This is a genomic window from Nonomuraea endophytica, from assembly GCF_014203235.1.
Lineage (GTDB): Bacteria > Actinomycetota > Actinomycetes > Streptosporangiales > Streptosporangiaceae > Nonomuraea > Nonomuraea endophytica.
This window is the reverse complement of record NZ_JACHIN010000005.1, coordinates 210,749-226,542: the sequence shown is the minus strand read 5'-3', so window position 1 is coordinate 226,542 and position 15,794 is coordinate 210,749. Positions and strand designations below refer to the sequence as shown.

The window sequence follows — 15,794 nt, the reverse complement described above, 5'->3', positions numbered from 1 at the left end:
GGAGAACGCGTTGAATCCGACAAGACTGCGCGCGGCCGCCGTGGCCGTGCTGCTGGCCGCCACCGGCCTGGCGATCTCCTCCTCGCCGGCCGCGAGCGCCTCCGACAACGGGCTGTCGATCCGGCCCGCGATGGGCTGGAGCAGCTGGAGCTTCGTGCGCCGCTGGCCGGACGAGGCCAAGATGAAGGCCCAGACCGACGCCATGGTCAGCAGCGGCCTGCCGGCCAAGGGCTACGTCTACATCAACCTCGACGACTTCTACCAGAAGTGCGACGCCAACGGCTTCCTGGTCGACGGCTTCGGCCGCTGGCAGGTGGACGCCGCCAAGTTCCCCTCAGGGATCAAGGCGCTGGCCGACTACGTGCACTCCAAGGGGCTGAAGTTCGGCTTCTACGTCACGCCGGGCATCGCCAAGAACGCCGTCACCCGCAACACCCCGGTCGAGGGTACGAGCTACCGCGCCGCCGACATCGCCGACACCGGCGCGAGCATGCACAAGAACTACAACTGCAAGAACATGTACCGGCTGAAGTGGTCGCATCCGGGCTCCCAGGCGTTCATCAACTCCTGGGCCAACCAGATGGCCTCGTGGGGCGTGGACTACCTCAAGATCGACGGCGTGGACGCCACGACGGTCGCCGACGTCGAAGCCTGGGACAAGGCGCTGCGGCAGACCGGCAGGCCGATCAACTTCGCGCTGTCCAACAACCTGCCCATCGCCCAGGCCACCACCTGGAAGCGGCTCGCCAACAGCTGGCGTACACAGGGCGACGTCGAGTGCTACTGCGGACCGGGCCCGAACGGCTCCGGCTACCCGCTCACCACCTGGGCCAAGATCACCAGCCGGTTCGCCTCCGCCGCCGCGTGGCAGCAGTACGCCGCGCCCGGCGGCTGGAACGACCTCGACTCCCTGCAGATCGGCAACGGCGACCAGATGGGCATCAACGCCGACCAGCGGCGCTCCCACCTGACGTTGTGGGCGATGGCCGCCTCGCCGCTGCTGCTGGGCAGCGACCTGACCGCGCTCACCTCGACCGACCTGGCCATGCTCACCAACGAGCGGCTCATCGCGGTCAACCAGGACGGCGTCGCCGCCGACCGCATTGTGAACAGCGGCGTCAACCAGGTCTGGCGTAAACGGGAGTCGAACGGCGACTACATCGTGGCCCTGTTCAACACCGGAACCTCGGGCAACTCAACGGTCAGCGTGAACTGGTCGCAAGTCGGCTTCTCCGGCGCCGCCGAGGTCACGAACCTGTGGTCCGGCGGCGCGGAAGGCACCGTCACCTCCTCCTACAGCGCCACCCTGCGCCCCGGCGAGGCCCGCCTGATCAGGGTCAGGCCCACGTCGGGCACGGTCACCCGGCTGGAGGCCGAGCAGGCCGTGATCACGCAGGGCCTCGTGGAGTCCAACCACGCCGGCTACTCCGGCACCGGCTTCGTCAACTTCGACAACGTCACCGGCAGCGGCATCGAGTTCACCGCCAACGCCGCCAGCGCGGGCACCGCGACGCTCACCCTGCGCTTCGCCAACGGCACCGCCGTCAACCGCCCGATGAGCATCTCCGTGAACGGCGCCGCCCCCGTCACCCGCGACTTCCCCGGCACCGGCGCCTGGGCCACGTGGGTCAACGCGCCGATCACCGCCGAGCTCAACGCCGGGGCCAACACGGTCAAGCTGGTCGCCACCACCGCGAACGGCGGCCCGAACATCGACTACCTGGACGTGCCGGTCCCGTCGGCGCCGAGCTCGGAGTACCAGGCGGAGAGCGCGGCCATCTCGCAAGGGGTGGTCGAGTCCAACCACGCCGGCTTCACCGGCTCCGGCTTCGTCAACCTCGACAACCTCGCCGGCTCCTACGTGGAGTTCACCGTGACCGCCGCGGCCGCCGGGCCGCGGCCGCTCACGATCCGCTTCGCCAACGGGACCACCGCCGGGAGGCCGATGGACGTCCTCGTCAACGGCGTGCTCGCCGCCGACGAGCGGCCCTTCGACCCCACCGGCGCGTGGACCACGTGGGTGGAGACCACGGTGACGGCCGACCTTCAGGCGGGGGCCAACACCGTCCGCCTGCTGTCCACCACCGCCAGCGGAGGGCCGAACCTGGACCGGATCACGCTCGGCTGACCGGGGCGTGGGCGGCCCGCCGTTCCAGCAGGACCGCCCACGCCAGCACGGCCAGCGCGGGCACCATCAGGCCCGCGCTCACCCACACCGGGGCGCGGAAGCCGAAGCCGGCGTCGAGCGCCAGCCCGCCGAGCCCGGGACCGGCGGCGGCCCCCACGTTGAACGCGGCCGTGGCGAACGCCCCCGCCAGGGTGGGCGCCCCGGCCGCGAGCTGATAGGCGCGCGAGGCCAGGGCGGGCGCCAGCCCGAAGGCCAGCAGCCCCTGCAGGAACACCAGCGTGACCAGCACCACCTGGTTGCCGCCGGCCAGGGCGAGCACCGCCCAGCCTGCGGTCAGCGCGGTCATGCCGTAGCCGAGGACGCGCATGGGGTGCGCGTCGCCGAGCCGCCCGCCGAGCGTGATGCCCAGGAACGCCCCCGCGCCGAACAGCACCAGCATGCCCGGCACCCACCCCTCGCCGAACCCGGCCACCTCGGTGACCAGCGGCGCGAGGAAGGTGAAGGCGCAGAAGGTGGCGCCCTGGATCAGCGCGTTCAGCAGGTAGGTCACCACGACCCGCCGATCGGCCAGCGCCCGCAGCTCGGCCCGCACACCGCCGCCCGTCGTGGAAGGGCTCGTGGAGGCGGTCCGGCGGGCCGTACCGGAAGGCAGGGCGCGCAGGATGGCCACCGCGGACAGGGCCGACAGGACGGCGACGGCCCAGAAGGCCGAGCGCCACCCCCACAGCTGCCCGAGCACCGCGCCCGCGGGAACCCCCGCGACGCAGGCGACGGTCACGCCGCCCACCACGATCGCCAGGGCCCGCGCCCTGGCACCGGCCGGAACCATCGCGACCGCCGCGGCGGCGGCCACGGCCCAGAACCCGGCGTTGGCCAGCGCCGAGACGACGCGGGCCGCGAGCAGCACGGCGTAGTCGGGGGTGAGGGCCGACACCACGTGGGCGGCGGCGAAGACGGACAGGAACAGCACCAGCGAGCGCCGCCGCGGCCAGTGCAGGGTGGCGGCGGCCAGGACGGGCGCGCCGACCACCATTCCGATGGCGAAGGCCGAGGTCAGCAGACCGGCCTGGGACAGGGACACGCCGAGGTCGGCGGAGATGTCGGGCAGCAGCCCGGAGAGCATGAACTCCGAGGTGCCCTGGGCGAAGACGGCAAGGCCGAGGATGAAGACCGCCATGGGCATGGCAGTGAGACTCCCGAGTGAGAGACGGACAGGACCTTGACGGCGGTCCCGGTCACGCCATCCGCGCACGCCGCGCGGGCATGCGGAGGCCGACCACCGGAGCGCCGGTGGTCAGCGTCTGTCGGACTCGGGGCTGGACATAGACACGGGACCCTAGTCGGCGATGTCCGGGAACGCAAGGAAACGGGTGTGGACGCGGCGGGCCTCGGGGGAGTGCTCGGCGCTGTCGCTGTAGCGCATGACCAGCGCCACGTACTCCTCGAAGAACTCCATGAGCTGCGTCAACGTGACCGTGATCGTGCCGCGGGAGAAGGGGAAGGCGTCACCCCAGCCGCCCGGCTCCGACGAGGCCAGAGCGTGGCGGAACGCGGCCATGTCCTCACTGTAGGCGCGGGCGTGGAGTTCGTCCATGACCGCGCGGGTCTGCTCGTCCTGCTCGCTGCGCCGGGGGAAGCGCAGGTCGGCGGAGACGTGGCGCCACCAGCGCTCGCGTCCGCGCGCCTTCTCCGGGACCTCTTCGACGAAGCCGTGCTTGGCCAGCTCGCGCAGGTGGTAGCTGGTGGCTCCGGTGTTGAGGTCGAGGTCGCGGGCCAGGTCGGCCGAGGTGGCCGGGCCGTGCGCGCTGAGGCGGTCGAGGATGCGCTGGCGGCGGGGGTGGGCGAGCGTCCGCAGCGCGTCGAGGTCGGTCAGCGTGCGTACCTCACGATCAGCCATGAACGTCAACCTACAGGATTTCTGTGCATTGTTTCCCGTCCTCATCTGCGTTTTCGTGCTGCCCTGTGCACAATGCAGCTTGCACAATCTGTTGTGCACAAGTCATTGTGTACCCATGCACACGCTTGAGAGAACCGGCGTCGCGCCGGTCCGCGCACCCCGGCGCACGCTCGCCGGGGCCGTCGCCTTAGTGGCCGTCGTGGCCGTGGCCTGCGCCGCCTGGCTGTTCGAACGCCCGCCCGCGGCGGCGGGCGCCGGCGCCCCGGCCGGGGAGTTCAGCGCCGCCCGCGCCTGGCCGCACCTGGAGAAGATCGCCACCGGCGGTCCCACGCCGATCGGCTCGCCCGGCGGCGACCGCATCCGCGACTACCTGCTCGCCCAGCTGACCTCACTCGGCCTGAAGCCCGAGGTCCAGACCGGGGTGGGGGCCCGCTCGTTCGGCTCGGACATCAGCTCGGGCCTGGCCGAGAACGTCGTGGCCGTCATCCCCGGCAGCGCCTCCACCGGCCGGGTCGTGCTCGCCGCCCACTACGACTCCACCACCACGACCCCCGGCACCAGCGACGACAAGGCCTCCGTCGCCGCCATCCTGGAGATCGTCCGCGCGCTCAAGTCCACCGGGCAGCAGCCGCGCAACGACCTGGTCATCCTGCTCAGCGACGGCGAGGAGCCCGGCCTCATCGGCGCCGAGGCCTTCGCCGCCCACCACCCGCTCGCCAAGGACGGCGGCGTGGTCGTCAACCTGGAGGGACCCGGCAACGGCGCCCCCTCCGCCATTTTCAACGTCACCCCCGGCGGCACCGGCCTCGTGCGCGCCCTGTCCTCGATGCCGCACCCGGTGGGGGAGTCCGCCCTCATCGGCGCCTTCCGGCAGTCCGGCTTCCACACCGATCTGACCACGCTGGAGGAACACGGCTTCATCGGCGTCGACCTCGGCACCGCGGGCGGGCGCGCCTACTACCACCACCCGCGCGACACGGTCGAGAACTTCGACCCGGCCGTCCTGCAGATGCACGGCGACAACGGCCTCGCCCTGACCCGCGCCGCGCTGGCCGCCGACCTGCCCGCCCAGCGCGGGGCTGGCGACGCCACGTTCTTCTCCGCCTTCGGCGTCGTCTTCGCCTACCCCGGCGGGTTCGTCGCGCCGCTCGCGGCCCTGGGCGTCCTGGCCGTGCTCGGCCTCGCCGTCCTGGCCCGGGTACGGCGGGCCGCCACCCTGCCCCAGATGGGCCTGGCCACGCTGGCCGGAGTGGTGCCCGTCGCCCTGGCCTATCTCCTGGGCGACCGTGTCTGGCAGCTGCTGACCACGATCCAGCCGGGGTACGCGGGGATGGTGTTCGGCGAGCCGTACCGGCCGGACCTCTACCGGCTGGCGCTCATCGCGCTGGCCGTGGCCCTGGTCTGGGGCTGGTACGCGCTGCTGCGGCGACGGCTCGGCACGGCGGCGCTCACCGTGGGCTCGCTGGCCTGGCTGGCGGTCGCGGGCGCCGCGCTCGCCGGCCTGATGCCCGGCATGTCCTACTACGGCGCCATCCCCGCGCTGGCCGGCGGGATCGCCGGGATCGCCGCGTTCCTGCTGGAGCCGGCCCGGCCGCATGCCGCCCTGGCCGTGCGGGCGGTGGCCGCCGCCGTGGGCGTCGTGCTGCTGACCGTGGGGGCGCGCACGTTCGCGGCCTTCGGCCTGGCGATGGGCGCGGTGACCGTGGTCCTGCTCGTGCTGGCCGCCTGCTCGGCGCTGCCGCTGCTGGCCGAGGTCACGCCCGGCGCACGTGGTCCGCGGGGGCGGTCACGTGCGGCGCTCGGGCCGCTGACCGCCGCGGCGCTGGTGCTCGTGCTGATCGGGGGCGGGCTGATCCACGACCGCTTCGACGAGCGTCATCCGCGGGCCGCCCACCTGGCCTACGTGCTCGACACCGCCACCGGCGCCGCGAGCTGGATCACCGCCGACGACCGTCCGCACCCCTGGGCCGCCGCCCTCACCCCCCAGACGCCGGGGGAGTGGAAGCTGCCCCTGCCGAACGGCATGCGCCCCGCCCACACCGGCGGCGCGGAGGCGGCGAACCTGCCCGCGCCCGAGGTCCGCGTGCTGAACCGGCGGCAGGAGGGCGCCGACACCGTCACCCGGGTCCGCGTCCGCTCGCAGCGCTCGGCCTACCAGATCTCCCTGCACGCCGACCGGCCCGCGACCGGAGGCGTCATCCAGGTGGCCGGGCGGCCCGGCGTGCCGTTGCCGGAGCTGGAGAGCGCGCCGCGTCCGGGGGCGGCCTGGCCGTTCGAGGCGCAGTTCTTCGCGCCGCCCGGCGACGGGGTGGAGTTCGAGCTGCGGACCAAGGGCGCGCCCCGGCTCGTGGCCAGCGACGTCACGCTCGGCCTCGACGGCCTGACCGGCTACCGGCCCAGGCCCGCCGACGTGGACCTGAGCTCCTCGACCGGCGGCCTGCCCACCGACTCCGTCACCGTCGTGGGAAGGATCCAGACCCCGTGACGGTTGCCAGAGATCGTGGACATCACTGACGTCGTGGTCATCGGCGCTGGGCAGGCGGGCCTGTCCAGCGCCTACTTCCTGCGCCGCTTCGGCCTGGACACCGTGGTGCTCGACGCGGAGGACGGGCCGGGCGGCGCGTGGCGGCACCGGTCACCGACGCTGACCATGGACAAGATCCACAGCATCTTCGACCTGCCGGGCGTCGGGCAGGAGGACGGCCAGGACGACACCGCCCCGGCCCGCGAGGTGGTGCCCGCCTACTACGGCGCCTACGAGGCGGCGATCGGCCTGGACGTGCGCCGCCCGATCCGCGTCAGCACGGTCGCCCGCGGGGGCGGCGACCGGCTGGCGGTGGCCACCTCCGGTGGCGACTGGGCCGCGCGGGCGGTGGTGAACGCCACCGGCACCTGGACCCGTCCCTACTGGCCCTACTATCCGGGCGGCGGCGACTTCCTCGGCCGTCAGATCCACTACGCCGGCTACCGGGGGCCGCAGGAGTTCGCCGGGCGGCGGGTGGCCGTCGTCGGCGGCGGCGCGTCGGCCATGCACGTGCTGGCGGAACTGGCCGGCGTCGCCGCCGGCACGCTCTGGTTGACCAGGCGCGAGCCGGTCTGGCGCGACGACGCGTTCGGCGAGGTGGCCAGGCGCGACGCGGTCGCCCTGGTCGAGGAGCGGGTACGCGCCGGGCTGCCGCCGCAGAGCGTGGTCGGCGTCACCGGGCTCAGCTCCACCCCGGTGATCAACGCGGCCCGCGAGAAGGGCGTGCTGAACCGGCTGCCGATGTTCGCCCGCATCACCCCGGACGGGCTCACCTGGCCGGACGGGCGGCACGAGCGGGTGGACGCCATCGTGTGGGCCACCGGTTTCCGCTCCGCCCTCGACCACCTGGCCCCGCTGCGGCTGCGCGAGCCCGGCGGCGGCATCAAGGTCGAGGGCACCCAGGTGGTCAAGGAACCGCGCCTGCAACTCGTCGGCTACGGGCCGTCGGCCAGCACCATCGGGGCCAACCGGGCGGGCAGGACCGCCGCGGGCAACGTGCGCCGCCTGCTCGCGGCGCGCACGCTTCTTTCCGCCTAGTTTCCCGCCGGTCGTTGACCGGGGCTTCGACGGCTGGCTTGGATGGGTGTCAGACACCCGATGTCTGTCGCTGCGGTAAGGAGCCTGTCGTGCGCCCCATCCTCGCTGTCCTTCTGTTAGCCGTCGCGCTGGTCGTACCGGTCCAGCGGGCTTCGGCGGAAAAGGTCGGAGCTGCCTTCAACCATCCCGGCGTCCTGGTCAGCCGGGCCCAGCTCGACCACGTCAAGGCCAACCTGGGCGCCGAGCCCTGGAAGCCGGCGTGGGCGGCGCTGCGCGCCAGCTCGTTCGCCTCGCTGTCCTACACACCGAAGCCGCGCGCCAACGTCGAGTGCGGCCCGTCGTCCAACCCCAACAACGGCTGCTCGGACGAGCGCAACGACGCGATGGCCGCCTACACGCACGCCCTGCAGTGGTACCTGACCGGCGACGACCGCCACGCCAAGAAGGCCGTCCAGATCATGGACGCCTGGTCGGCCGTGATCACCGAGCACACCGGCCACAACGCCCGCCTGCAGACCGGCTGGGCCGGGGCGTCGTTCTCCCGGGCCGCCGAGCTCATCAAGCACACCTACACCGGCTGGGCCAACGCCGGCCGCTTCGCCGGCAAACTGCGCACCGTCTACCTGCCGATCGTCATCGCGGGCAGCCCCAACACCAACGGCAACTGGGAGCTGATCATGACGGACGCGGCGATCGGCATCGCCGTCCACCTCGACGACCGCGCCGCCTTCGACCGCGCGGTCACCACCTGGCGCGGCCGCCTGGCCGCCTACGTCTACCTGACCACCGACGGCTCGTTGCCCAAGCAGGCGCCGGGCAGCAGGTACGACACCCGCGACGAGCTCATCGGCTACTGGTACGGCCAGAGCACCTTCGTCAACGGCCTGGCCCAGGAGACCTGCCGCGACTTCGGCCACACCGGCTGGGGCATCGCGGCGGCCGTACACGTGGCCGAGACCGCCCGCCACCAGGGCCTCGACCTCTACGCCGAGGGCAAGGACCGGCTACGCCACGCGATGGGCTTCCACGCCGGCCTGCAACTGGGCGAGCCGGTGCCGTCCTGGCTGTGCGGCGGCTCGGTGAAGCCGGGACTCGGCCCGACCTTCGAGGTGGGCTTCAACGCCCTGCGCAACCGGATGGGCATCGGCATGGCCCGTACCCAGCGGCTGGTCGAGCAGGGGCGGCCTGCGGGGGTGAGCCACTTCCTCGGCTGGGAGACGCTCACCCACGCGAACAACCCGGCCTAGTGGTAGGCGTGGACGACGGCGTGCCCCTTGCCCTTGCCGATCAGCCACTTGTTGACCGGTGTGGTCACCAGGAAGGCGACCACGAAGGCGAAGGCCAGCGCGCCCCAGAACAGTCCTGAGGCCAGCCCGGCGTCCATGGCGCCGGGCACGACCACCATGACGCCGTTGTCCACGATCTCCATCACGAGGATCGACACCGTGTCGGCGGCCAGCGCCACCTTCAGCGCCTGCTTGAAGCTCACGCCCGCCCTGAGCACGCCGACCATGGTCAGCGCGTAGCCGAACACGAACGCCAGGCCGACGGCCAGCGCGATGGTGGCCACGTTGCCCCAGCCGAGCGCGGTGCCGATCACCATGCCCAGCACCTCGCCGATGGCACAGCCGGTGAGGCAGTGCAGCGTGGCCAGCGCCGCCATCTTCCAGGTCGTCGCACCCGGCCCGTGCCCATGCTCGTGCGCCGCGTGCTGGGCGTGGTCTCCGTGTTCGTGGTGGCCCTGGTGTTCCTGGTGCGTGGACATGCTTGAAGCTCCGTTCGTCAATCAGCGCGGTCACGGTATACCCCTATGGGGTAATGGAGCAAATGTGGCCGCGCCGGCTACTATAGGAAGTAGTAAAAAGTGTCGCGTCAGCAGAGTGGCGGTCACACAGCGTGATGTAGCGTGCACGCCATGACCTGGAGGCCGTTCGTGGCGCTCATGGTCGTGCTCACCCTTCTGTGCATGGCCGGACCGCACGCGCACGCCGACACCCCGCAACCCGCCGGGGTGTCCGGCTGCGACACCGGCACGCATCCGCACGAGCACGAGGCCTCCTGCGACGCCCCCGCCGCGCAGCAACCGGCCGTCGACGCGCCCGCGCCAGGTCAGCAGGGCCGCTGTGCCGCCGCGCCGGTCCCGGCTGCCCCGCCGTCCCAGGCCCAGCCGCCCGTACGGCCCGCCGCCCTGCTCGCCCTCCTGTGCGTGAGCCGGATCTAGAAGCGCCCCGGCGCATCTATCCGTACCTCAGCACAGGAGAAACAAGTGGATATTTCAGGACTCCTCGCAGATCTCGTGGGCAATACCCCGGTGTTGTGGGTGCCCGAGCTCTGGTCAGGCGGCGAGCGCGGCTTCTGGGCCAAGCTCGAGGGCTACAACCCCGGCGGCATCAAGGACCGCCCCGCCCTGCACATGGTGGCCGAGGCCCGCAGGCGCGGCGCCCTGCGGCCCGGCGCCCCGATCATCGAGTCGACCAGCGGCACACTCGGCCTCGGACTGGCGCTGGCCGGAGTGGTGCACGGCCATCCCGTCACACTCGTGGCCGACCCGGGCATGGAGCCGCTCATGCGCCGCCTGCTGCTCGCCTACGGGACGCGGCTGGAGATCGTGGCCGAGCCGTACCGGGAAGGCGGCTGGCAGGCCGCCCGGCGCGCCCGCGTCCGTGAGCTCATGGCCGGCGCGCCCGGCGCCTACTGCCCCGACCAGTACGCCAACCCCGACAACGCGGCCGCCTACGCCGGGCTCGCCGCCGAACTGACCGCCCAGCTCGGCCGCGTCGACGTGCTCGTCTGCAGCGTCGGCACCGGCGGGCACAGCGCCGGGATCCACCGCGTGCTGCGCGAGCACAGCCCGGACGTGCGACTGGTCGGCGTGGACACCGTCGGCTCGACCATCTTCGGCCAGCCCGCCAGGCCACGCCTGATGCGCGGACTCGGCAGCAGCATCCACCCCGCCAACGTCGCCTACGACGCCTTCCACGAGGTGCACTGGGTGGCGCCCGCCGAAGCCGTCTGGGCCTGCCGCCGCCTGGCCGCCGCCCGCTACGCCACCGGCGGGTGGAGCGTCGGCGCGGTCGCGCTGGTCGCCTCGTGGCTGGCCCGGCGCGAGCCGCCGGGCACCCGCATCGCCGCCGTCTTCCCCGACGGACCCGAGCGCTACTTCGACACCGTGTACGGCGACGCCTACTGCGCCGAACACGGCCTGCTCGACGGCAAACCCGAGCCCGAACCCGAGGAGCTGCCGCACCCGGCCGCCGCCGAGGCCGAGCGCTGGACCCGCTGCGCCGCCGTCACCCGCCCGGCCGGAGCCGCCTCGTGATGTCCGGATACAGCACGCCGATCCGGCTGCTCATGGTCAACCAGCTGACCATCAACATCGGCTTCTACATGCTCATGCCGTACCTGGCCGCCCACCTCACCGGCGACCTCGGCCTGGCCGTGTGGGCGGCGGCGCTGGTGCTCGGCGTGCGGAACCTGTGCCAGCAGGGCCTGTTCCTGCTCGGCGGCAGCCTGGCCGACCGGCTCGGCTACAAGCCGATGATCCTCACCGGCCTGCTCCTGCGCACGGTGGGCTTCGCGATGCTCGGCCTGGTCGATGCGGTGCCCGCGCTGCTCGCCGCCTCCGCGCTGACGGGGCTGGCCGGGGCGTTCTTCAACCCCGCCGCCCGCGCCTACCTGGCCCAGGAGGCGGGGGAGCGGAAGGTGGAGGCGTTCGCGCTGTTCAACGTCTTCTACCAGACCGGCATCCTGGCCGGGCCGCTCGTCGGGCTGCTGCTCAACGCCGTCGCCTTCCGCCTCACCTGCCTGACCGCGGCGGCGCTGTTCGCGGTGCTCGCCCTCGCCCAGGCCAGGGCGCTGCCGGCGCGGCGGGGCAGCCGGGCCGACGCGGACGTCTCGATCCTGGCCGACTGGCGCAGCGCGCTCGGCGACCGGGCGTTCTGCCTGTTCGCGCTGGCCATGACCGGCTCGTACGTGCTCGGCTTCCAGGTCTACCTGAGCTTGCCGCTGGCCGTACCGGAGCAGGCGGTGTGGATCTTCGTGGTGTCCGGCGCGATGGCCATGCTCGGCCAGGTGAAGGTGACCGCGTGGGCGGCGGCGCGCTGGACGCCAGGACAGGCGATCACCCGCGGGCTGACGCTGATGGGGCTGGCCTTCGTCCCGCCCGGGCTCATCGCGGCCGGGCTCCCTGGCGGCGTGGCGGTGCTCGCCGCCACCGTCTTGCTCACGCTCGGCAGCATGATCGTCTACCCCTTCGAGATGGCCACCGTCGCCCGCTTCGGCGGCGAGCGGATCGGCACCTACTACGGCCTCTACAGCACGGCCTCCGGCATCGGCGTGGCGGCCGGCAACGTGCTGTCCGGTGTCGCGCTGGAGGCGGGTCTGGCCTGGTGGGGGCTGGTGGCGGTGGGGCTGGGGTGCGCGGCGGGCGTGCACCTGCTCTGCCGATCCCGTCACGGGTTCTCGACGGAGCGTGTTGTACCGCCCGCCAATACGGGCTAGTGTCCGGGATACTGGATCTTTTGCCCAGGGGGTTCCGCGATGCAGGTTCCGGGCTACACGGAGATTCGCGAGCTCGGACACGGCGGCACCGGCCAGGTCATGCTGGCGGTGCGGACGTCGGACGGCTTACCCGTGGCGATCAAGCACCTGTCGCCGGGGCTCCGTGAGGACAAGGAGTTCGTCGCCAGGTTCCGCGACGAGGCCAGGGTGATCGGCGCGCTGGACAGCCCGCACACCGCCCGGCTCTACGAATACGTCGAGGCCGAGGACGACGCCGCGATCGTCATGGAGCTGGTGGACGGCATCACCCTGCGCCGCCTGCTCACCCACGAGGGCGCCACCGGCGCCGAGGCGGCGCTGGCCGTGCTCAAGGGCGCCCTCACCGGCCTGGCCGCGGCCCACGGACTCGGCGTCGCCCACCGCGACTTCAAGCCGGAGAACGTCATCGTCGCCGCCGACGGCGGCAGCAAGCTCGTCGACTTCGGCCTCGCCACCCCCTTCGGCGAGGCCGGCGCCTACGTGGGCACCCCGTCGTACATGGCGCCCGAGCAGTGGGAGGACGCCCCCGCGGGGCCCGCCACCGACGTCTACGCCGCCACCGTCGTCTTCTTCGAGTGCCTCACCGGGCACCGTCCGTTCCCCGGCGAGGACGCCGCCGTCCTCGCCTACCAGCACCAGAACGTGCCGCCGCCGCTGGCCAACGTGGAAGAGCGGGTCAGAGGGCTGGTCGAGCTCGGCATGGCCAAGGACCCGGCCGAGCGGCCTTCGTCGGCGCAGGCCTTCCTGGCCGAGCTGGAGGAGGTGGCGGGCCGCGCGTACGGGAGCGGGTGGGAACGGCGTGGCCGCGCCGGGCTCGGACTGCTGACCGTCCCGCACATCGCGTTGCTGCCGTTGGTGCCCTCCGCCGGGGCCGAGGTGGCGACAGGGTTCGCGCGCACCGCGCTGACACCGGTGGCCAAGTTCGCCATCGCCGGCGGGCTGATCGCGGCCACGGCCGCCGCGGTGGTCTCGGTCTTCGTCATGTGGACCGAGGCCCCGCCGATCCAGTCCGCACGCGCGTTACCCCCGGTGAGCTCGGCGCCGCTGCTGTCGCCGCCGGCCACCACTCCAGAGCGCACGCCCGGTCCCTCCACCGGCTTACCCGCCTCGCCGCCGATCACCGACGCGGGCGACCGTGCGGGCACCGGCTTACCGCCGGACGAGGTCACCGCGGCCGGGGAGCCGACGCGGACGCTCCAGCCGACGGCCCAGCCCAGCCGTACGGCCGCGCCGAGCCGCACCCCCGGCAAGACCGCCGAGCCCACCCGCAGCCCGGCCCGCGACACCGACCCGACCCGCGGCCCCGAGCCCACCAAGGACGCGCCCACGAAGGGCGAGCCCACCAAGCCCACCCCGCCGCCCGCGACGCAGCCCCCGTCCTCGGGCGACAAGCCGCCGGAGAAGAAGCCCGAGCCGCTGCTGTCGGTGTCGCTGAAGGTCTCCCTGGACCTGCCCGTGCTCAAGGGCGGCGACCAGCTGCTCGACGCCGATCTCGGCCTCGGCCTGGGCAGCAGCCTGCTGGGCATGGCCGTACTGCCCGGTTCGGTGCTGCTGGGCCGCCACCTCGCCGCGCGCCAGGCCCGGAGGAGCCGCTCCCCGCGCGATACCGAGATGACCTGATTGCACCTCAACGGCCGCTATCCCCTACTATCTTCGATCGGACAGAGGGCGCCCCCCGGCCTGCGGTTAAGGAACGGCGACCGCCCGTGGGCTCGGTCGAAGGAGAAGCGTGGCGGTTGCGTCACCCGCTGGCGTGCGGCGCGGGCCGCTGTGGAGAAAACTCGCCGCGCTGGCGGCGGCGCTGGCGCTCGCCGTGGCCCCGATACCGGCCTCGGCCAAGCCCAAGCCGACGGTGAAGCAGCTGAAGAGAGAGCTGGCCGCCCTCCAGAAGGAGTCGGACAAGCTCATCACCGACTACTACAGCACCCGCGTCGAGCTGCAGAAGGTCGACAAGACCGAGAAGGCCGCCCGCGAACGCTTCAAGGGCGCCCAGGCCGTCTACGACCGCGAGGCCACCAACCTCCGCCTCATGGGCACCACCCAGTACATCAGCGGCGAGCCCAACCTGGCCAACATGTTCAGCGGCGGCGGCGACCCGGAGTCCCTGCTCAACAGGCTCGCGCTCAACCGCCACATGGTCGACGTCCAGAACGCCCGACTGCGGGGGTTCGCCCAGGTACGCGATGAGCTCCAGCGCGCCCAGGAGGAGTCGGCGGCCCAGGAGGAGGAGCTGCGCGCGACCGTCGAGGACCTGGAGGACCGCAAGAAGAAGGCCGAGAAGCTGATCGCGAAGATGCGCGACAAGATCGAGCAGCTTCACGACGTGCCCGGCGCCCGCCGCGACGGCACCTTCGTCCCGCAGCTGCCCGCCGGCGAGGACAACATCACCCCGCGCATGCGCCTGGTCAAGCAGCTCGTCCAGGAGCGCTTCGAGGTGCCGTTCGGCATCGGCTGCTACCGCTCGATCCGCGACGGCGGCGAGCACCCGCTCGGCCGGGCCTGCGACTTCATGCTCAGCCGGGGCGGCGCCATGCCCTCAGCCGCCGAGATCGCCCGCGGCAACGAGATCTGCGCGTGGGTCGTCAAGAACGCCAAGCGCCTCGGCATCATGTACGTGATCTACCGCCAGCGCATCTGGCACGTGCGCAACGGCCAGTGGCGCACCATGACCGACCGGGGCGGCACCACCGCCAACCACTACGACCACCCCCACATCTCGGTCTACTGAGAACACCCACCGGCGCGTGTACCGTCAACATGTGAGCAACCTGGAGCGCGACCCGCAGGAGGTCGTCTGCGCGGCGGACGACGCGGGTCAGACGGAGCTGCTGACCGGCCGCGCGGTCCCGCTGGGCGGGCCGCGCGCGATGACCGTGACCCGCACCCTTCCCCACGTACGGCGGCGCATGATCGGCGCCTGGTGCTTCGTCGACGCCTACGGCCCCGAGACGGCGGCGATGCGGGTGCCGCCCCACCCGCACACCGGGCTGCAGACCGTGAGCTGGCTGGTCGAGGGCGAGGTGCTGCACCGCGACAGCCTCGGCAGCCTGCGGGCGGTCCAGCCGGGTCAGCTCAACCTGATGACCGCCGGACGCGGCATCTCGCATTCCGAGGAGTCCGCCGAGGGCGGCACGCTGCACGGGGTGCAGCTGTGGGTGGCGCTGCCCGAGCAACATCGGGGCGTGCAACCGGCGTTCGAGCACCACGCGGACCTGCCGGTGCTGGAAGGGCCGGAATACCGCTCCCGCGTGCTGATGGGCGGACCGTCCCCCGCCACCGCCTACTCGCCGCTGACCGGCGCGGAGGTCGCGGTGGACGGCCGGGCCGAGCTGCCGGTCGAGCCGGGGTTCGAGCACGGGCTGCTGCTGCTCGACGGCGCGGTCACGCAGGTGCCGGACGGCCCGCTGCTCTACCTGCCGCCCGGCCGGGAGCGGATCGTGCTGGAGGGACGCGGACGGGTGCTGCTGATCGGCGGCGAGCCGTTCGCGGAGGAGATCGTCATGTGGTGGAACTTCGTCGGACGATCCCATGACGACATCGCCGCCTATCGCAAGGAATGGATGGAAGGCAGTGGCTTCGGCGAGGTGCGCGGGTTCGACGGCGCGCCGCTGCCCGCCCCCGAGCTGCCGGGCATCCGGCTGAAGCCGCGAGGGCGGGTGCGCTGACGG

Annotated in this window: 13 protein-coding genes; 10 read left to right on the top strand and 3 right to left on the bottom strand. The window is 72.7% G+C overall.

The window, feature by feature from the left end; genetic code table 11:
- The first annotated feature begins 10 nt into the window (after positions 1-10).
- Positions 11-2,128, top strand: a complete 2,118-nt coding sequence (locus tag HNR40_RS53615) for a carbohydrate-binding protein (RefSeq protein WP_221340604.1) — start codon at positions 11-13, stop codon at positions 2,126-2,128.
- On the opposite strand, the gene HNR40_RS19975 is transcribed toward HNR40_RS53615, so the two are convergent.
- Both HNR40_RS19975 and HNR40_RS19970 read right to left on the bottom strand, forming a co-directional pair.
- Positions 2,115-3,311, bottom strand: coding sequence for a Cmx/CmrA family chloramphenicol efflux MFS transporter (locus HNR40_RS19975; RefSeq protein ID WP_184963417.1), 1,197 nt, complete (start codon positions 3,309-3,311; stop codon positions 2,115-2,117). The two genes, HNR40_RS53615 and HNR40_RS19975, sit on opposite strands and share 14 nt — an antisense overlap.
- A 153-nt stretch (positions 3,312-3,464) precedes the next feature.
- Positions 3,465-4,025, bottom strand: coding sequence for an ArsR/SmtB family transcription factor (locus HNR40_RS19970; protein ID WP_184963415.1), 561 nt, complete (start codon positions 4,023-4,025; stop codon positions 3,465-3,467).
- A gap of 115 nt (positions 4,026-4,140) precedes the next feature.
- On the opposite strand from HNR40_RS19970, the gene HNR40_RS19965 reads away from it, so the two are divergent.
- From HNR40_RS19965 to HNR40_RS19955, 3 genes are all read left to right on the top strand, one after another.
- A complete protein-coding gene (locus HNR40_RS19965; RefSeq protein ID WP_184963413.1) occupies positions 4,141-6,510 on the top strand; it encodes a M20/M25/M40 family metallo-hydrolase in 2,370 nt (789 codons plus the stop codon).
- Positions 6,511-6,525: 15 nt separating this feature from the next.
- Positions 6,526-7,587, top strand: a complete 1,062-nt coding sequence (locus HNR40_RS19960) for an FAD-dependent oxidoreductase (RefSeq protein WP_312896435.1) — start codon at positions 6,526-6,528, stop codon at positions 7,585-7,587.
- Between the two features lie 89 nt (positions 7,588-7,676).
- Positions 7,677-8,834 (top strand): alginate lyase family protein, encoded by a 1,158-nt coding sequence (locus tag HNR40_RS19955; protein ID WP_221340603.1) that lies wholly within the window; start codon positions 7,677-7,679, stop codon positions 8,832-8,834.
- Here HNR40_RS19955 and HNR40_RS19950 read toward each other — a convergent pair.
- Positions 8,831-9,352, bottom strand: coding sequence for a DUF4396 domain-containing protein (locus tag HNR40_RS19950; protein WP_184963407.1), 522 nt, complete (start codon positions 9,350-9,352; stop codon positions 8,831-8,833). The genes HNR40_RS19955 and HNR40_RS19950 overlap by 4 nt on opposite strands.
- Before the next feature lie 150 nt (positions 9,353-9,502).
- On the opposite strand from HNR40_RS19950, the gene HNR40_RS19945 reads away from it, so the two are divergent.
- The 6 genes from HNR40_RS19945 to HNR40_RS19920 all read left to right on the top strand — a co-directional run bounded on the left by HNR40_RS19945 (position 9,503) and on the right by HNR40_RS19920 (position 15,791).
- On the top strand, positions 9,503-9,808 hold the full coding sequence (locus HNR40_RS19945; RefSeq protein ID WP_184963405.1) for a hypothetical protein: 306 nt from the start codon (positions 9,503-9,505) through the stop codon (positions 9,806-9,808).
- A gap of 45 nt (positions 9,809-9,853) precedes the next feature.
- Entirely contained in the window at positions 9,854-10,906 is a 1,053-nt protein-coding gene (locus HNR40_RS19940; RefSeq protein WP_312896434.1) for a PLP-dependent cysteine synthase family protein, read from the top strand.
- Positions 10,906-12,087, top strand: a complete 1,182-nt coding sequence (locus tag HNR40_RS19935) for an MFS transporter (RefSeq protein WP_184963404.1) — start codon at positions 10,906-10,908, stop codon at positions 12,085-12,087. The genes HNR40_RS19940 and HNR40_RS19935 overlap by 1 nt, the downstream gene beginning before the upstream one ends.
- A 39-nt stretch (positions 12,088-12,126) precedes the next feature.
- Positions 12,127-13,746 carry a serine/threonine-protein kinase gene (locus tag HNR40_RS19930; protein ID WP_184963402.1) on the top strand — a complete coding sequence of 540 codons (1,620 nt, stop codon included), beginning with the start codon at positions 12,127-12,129 and terminating at the stop codon, positions 13,744-13,746.
- A 109-nt stretch (positions 13,747-13,855) separates the two neighbouring features.
- On the top strand, positions 13,856-14,854 hold the full coding sequence (locus HNR40_RS19925) for a coiled-coil domain-containing protein (RefSeq protein ID WP_184963400.1): 999 nt from the start codon (positions 13,856-13,858) through the stop codon (positions 14,852-14,854).
- Between the two features lie 31 nt (positions 14,855-14,885).
- On the top strand, positions 14,886-15,791 hold the full coding sequence (locus tag HNR40_RS19920) for a pirin family protein (protein WP_184963399.1): 906 nt from the start codon (positions 14,886-14,888) through the stop codon (positions 15,789-15,791).
- Positions 15,792-15,794 lie beyond the last annotated feature (3 nt).

Excerpts from the sequence above, each read along its gene's own strand:
- HNR40_RS19975 (WP_184963417.1), bottom strand. The coding sequence starts at position 3,311 with ATGCCCATGGCGGTCTTCATCCTCGGCCTTGCCGTCTTCGCCCAGGGC.
- HNR40_RS19970 (WP_184963415.1), bottom strand. The coding sequence starts at position 4,025 with ATGGCTGATCGTGAGGTACGCACGCTGACCGACCTCGACGCGCTGCGG.
- HNR40_RS19965 (WP_184963413.1), top strand. The coding sequence starts at position 4,141 with ATGCACACGCTTGAGAGAACCGGCGTCGCGCCGGTCCGCGCACCCCGG.
- HNR40_RS19950 (WP_184963407.1), bottom strand. The coding sequence starts at position 9,352 with ATGTCCACGCACCAGGAACACCAGGGCCACCACGAACACGGAGACCAC.
- HNR40_RS19945 (WP_184963405.1), top strand. The coding sequence starts at position 9,503 with ATGACCTGGAGGCCGTTCGTGGCGCTCATGGTCGTGCTCACCCTTCTG.
- HNR40_RS19935 (WP_184963404.1), top strand. The coding sequence starts at position 10,906 with ATGTCCGGATACAGCACGCCGATCCGGCTGCTCATGGTCAACCAGCTG.
- HNR40_RS19930 (WP_184963402.1), top strand. The coding sequence starts at position 12,127 with ATGCAGGTTCCGGGCTACACGGAGATTCGCGAGCTCGGACACGGCGGC.